This window comes from Dactylosporangium sp. NPDC000555 (assembly GCF_040300025.1).
Taxonomy (GTDB): Bacteria; Actinomycetota; Actinomycetes; order Mycobacteriales; family Micromonosporaceae; genus Dactylosporangium.
The window spans coordinates 1-3940 of record NZ_JBEPDB010000183.1 but is presented as its reverse complement, the minus strand read 5'-3'; the positions used below and the strand labels follow the sequence as shown (position 1 = coordinate 3940).

Genomic DNA, 3940 nt, shown 5'->3' with positions numbered 1-3940 from the left:
GAGGCGTTTGTCGCTGAGCTTGTCGCGGGCGATGTCCGGGCGCGGGTCATTCCGGTCGACTACGCCTCGCACTCCGTCCAGGTCGAGCAGATCCGCGACGAGTTGCTGGGCCTCTTGGCCGGCATCAACCCGCGTTCGGCCGAGATCCCGTTCTACTCCACGGTGACCGGTGCGGCGATGGACACGGCGGGCCTCGACGTCGACTACTGGTACCGGAACCTGCGGCACACCGTCGAGCTGGAGAAGGGCGTCCGCGCCGCGCTGGACGACGGGCTGCGCGCCTTCGTCGAGGTCAGCCCGCACCCGGTGCTCACCGTCGCGCTGGAGGACACCGCGCGCGCCGCCGGCTCCGACGCCCTGGTGTGCGCCACCCTGCGCCGCGACGACGCCGGCCTGAGCCGGTTCCACGGGTCGCTGGCCGAGCTGTGGGCCGCCGGCATCGGCGTGGACTGGCGGCCGGCGTACGCCTCCGTGCCCGCTAACCGTGTGGACCTGCCCACCTACCCGTTCCGCCGGGAGCGGTACTGGCTCGAGGACTCCGGCCCGCTCACCGGGGACGTGGCCGCCGCCGGGCTCGCCCCCGCCGACCATCCGCTGCTCGGGGCGGTCGTCACGCTCGCGGCCGGCGAAGGGTTGGTGCTGACCGGGCGGCTGTCCACCCGAAGCCAGCCGTGGCTCGGCGAACACGGGGTGCTGGGCTCCGTGCTGCTGCCCGGCACCGCCTTCCTGGAGCTCGCCGCCCGCGCCGCGGACCGGGTGGGCTGCCGCCGGGTGGAGGACCTCACGATCGAGATCCCGCTCGCCCTCGCGGGCTCGGGCGCCGTGGACCTGCAGCTGACAGTCGGCGCACCCGACGGTAACGGGCACCGGCCGATCAGCGTGCACGCCCGGCCCGCGGACGCCGCACCGGACGACCCCTGGACCCGGCACGCCCAGGGCATGCTGTCCCCGGACGTGTCCGCGGCCGGGGACATCGTGGCCGCCTGGCCGCCGCCGGGCGCGGTGCCGATCGACCTGACCGGGCTGTACGAGCGTTTCGCGTCCGGCGGATTCGAGTACGGGCCGGTGTTCCAGGGGCTGCGCGCCGCCTGGCAGCTCGGCGACGAGATCTACGCCGAGGCGAGCCTGCCGCCGCAGCATCAGGCCGAGGCCGCGTTCTACGGGCTGCACCCCGCCCTGCTCGACGCCGTGCTGCACGTCACCGGTCTGTCCGGCGCCGAGACGGGCCGGATGCCGTTCTCCTGGACGGGGTCGGCCCTGCACGCCCACGGCGCCGCGACGGTGCGGGCCCGGGTGGCACCCGCCGGCGAGAACGCCGTGTCGGTGCGGGCGTGGGACACCGCCGGTCAACCGGTGGCGTCCATCGACGCCTTGCTGCTGCGCCCGGTCACCGCGCCCCGCGCGGCGGCCGGGCGGCGCGAGTCGCTGTTCCGCCTCGAATGGACCCCGGTACGGGTCGCCGGCCGCACTGCCGGCACCGCCGAACCGGTCGTGCTGGGCGTCGGCGGCTACCCGGACGTGGACGCGGTGCGTGCCGCCGTCGCCGCCGGTGCGCCGGCTCCCGAGCTCGTCGTGATGCCGCTGGCGGGGTACGAGCCCGATCCGGCGGACGGCGCCGCCGCCGTCCATCGCGCCGTGCGCGAAGTCGCGAAGCTCCTGCAGGGCTGGATCGCCGACGAGCGGCTCGCCGGCTCCCGGCTCGTCCTGCTGACCCGCGGTACGGTGGCGGTGACGCCCGCCGACGAGGTCACGGATCTCGCGCTCAGCGCGGTCTGGGGCCTGGTCCGGTCGGCGCAGTCGGAACACCCCGGACGCTTCGTGCTGGCCGACGTCAACGATCCGGACGATCCGGGGGAGATCGCCACGTTCGCCGCGGTTCTCGCCGCGACCGAAGAGGACCAGCTGGCGCTGCGCGCCGGCGAGGCGAACGCGCCCCGTCTGAGCCGGGTGGCCGCGGCCGAGGGCGGCGGGATCGCGTTCGATCCGGCCGGCACGGTCCTGATCACCGGTGGTACCGGCCTGCTCGGCTCCCGGGTCGCCCGGCACCTGGTCACGCTCGGGGCACGTCACCTGGTGCTCACCAGCCGCAGCGGCTTCGCCGCGCCGGGTGCGACCGCCCTCGTCGACGAACTCGCCGGGCTGGGGGCGCGGGCCACCGTCGTCGCCTGCGACGTCGCCGACCGTGCGGCGCTGCGCGAGCTCCTCGACGCCATCCCGGCCGAGCATCCGCTCACCTCGGTGGTGCACACGGCGGGAGTTCTCGACGACGGGACCATCACGTCGCTCACTCCCGAGCGGATCGACGCGGTCCTGCGGCCCAAGGTGGACGCCGCGCTGCACCTGCACGAGCTCACGGCCGACCGGCAGCTGCGCTCGTTCGTGCTCTTCTCCTCGGCCGCGGGCGTCTTCGGCGGTCCGGGCCAGGGCAACTACGCCGCCGCCAACGCGTTCCTGGACGCGCTCGCCCAGCACCGCCGGGCCCGCGGACTCGCGGGCCAGTCGATCGCCTGGACGCTGTGGGAGCAGCGCAGTGCGATGACCGGGCACCTCGACGCGGACGAGGGCCGCCGCATCGCCCGCTCGGGCATGCCGGCGTTGACCGACCAGCAGGGCCTCGAGCTGTTCGACGCGGCCACGGCCACCGGGGAGCCGCTGCTGGTCGCCATGCCGCTCGACGTGGCGGCGCTGCGGGCCCGGGTGGAGACGGAGCCGGTGCCGAGGCTGCTGCACGGCGTCGTCCGCCCGGTCACCCGCCGGGCCGCCTCGGGCCCGCTCGCCGGTGACGTCGCGGCCGGTGCGCCCGCGAGCCGGCTGGTCGCCCTGCCCGACGCCGAGCGCCGGCGCGAGCTGGGGGAGCTGGTGCGCACCCAGGTTGCCGCGGTGCTGGGCCACGGCTCGGCGAGCGCGGTGGAGCCGGGACGCGCGTTCCGGGATCTCGGCTTCGACTCGCTCGCGGCGGTCGACCTGCGCAACCGCCTCAACCTCGCCACCGGCCTGAGGTTGCCGGCCACCCTCGTGTTCGACCACCCGACCCCCGAGGTGCTGGCCGCCTTCCTCGACGCCCGGCTGGCCGGCGACACCGAGCGGATTCCCGCGGTCCCCACCCGGCGCAGCGCTGTCGCGGGCGCCGACGAGCCGATCGCGATCGTCGCGATGGGCTGCCGCTTCCCCGGTGGCGTGAGCTCGCCGGAGGAGCTGTGGGATCTGGTCGCCGCCGGTACCGACGCGATCTCCGAGTTCCCGGCGGACCGCGGCTGGGACGTCGAGAACATCTATGACCCCGACGCGTCGCGCCCCGGTACCTCGTACACCCGCAACGGGGGCTTCCTGCACGACGCCGCCGAGTTCGACGCGGGCTTCTTCGGGATCTCGCCGCGCGAGGCGCTGGCCATGGACCCGCAGCAACGCCTGCTCCTGGAGACCAGCTGGGAGGTCTTCGAACGCGCCGGGATCGACCCGGGCACCCTGCGCGGAAGCCGCACCGGCGTGTTCGCCGGCGTCATGCACCACGACTACGCCGTGCGCCTGATCGGCAACGTGCCCGAGGAGGTGGAGGGCTTCCTCGGCTCGGGCAACTCCCCGAGCGTGGTCTCCGGCCGCCTGTCCTACGTCTTCGGCCTGGAGGGCCCGGCGGTGACGGTGGACACGGCGTGCTCGTCGTCGCTGGTGGCACTGCACCTGGCGGTGCGGTCGCTGCGCTCGGGCGAGTGCGACCTGGCCCTCGCCGGTGGTGTCACGGTGATGAACAGCCCGGAGCTGTTCATCGTGTTCAGCCGGCAGCGCGGGCTGGCACCGGACGGTCGCTGCAAGGCGTTCGCCGGCGCGGCCGACGGTACCGGGTTCGGCGAGGGCGTCGGGGTGTTGTTGGTGGAGCGGTTGTCGGATGCGGTGGCGAATGGTCATCCGGTGTTGGCGGTGGTTCGTGGTTCGGCGGTGAATC

Annotated in this window: 1 protein-coding gene; it reads left to right on the top strand. The window is 74.9% G+C overall.

Annotation, left to right across the window (positions count from 1 at the left end; all coding sequences use genetic code 11):
* Positions 1 to 3940: SDR family NAD(P)-dependent oxidoreductase (locus ABT297_RS42735; RefSeq protein ID WP_350559858.1), on the top strand; the 3940-nt coding region annotated here is incomplete at both ends.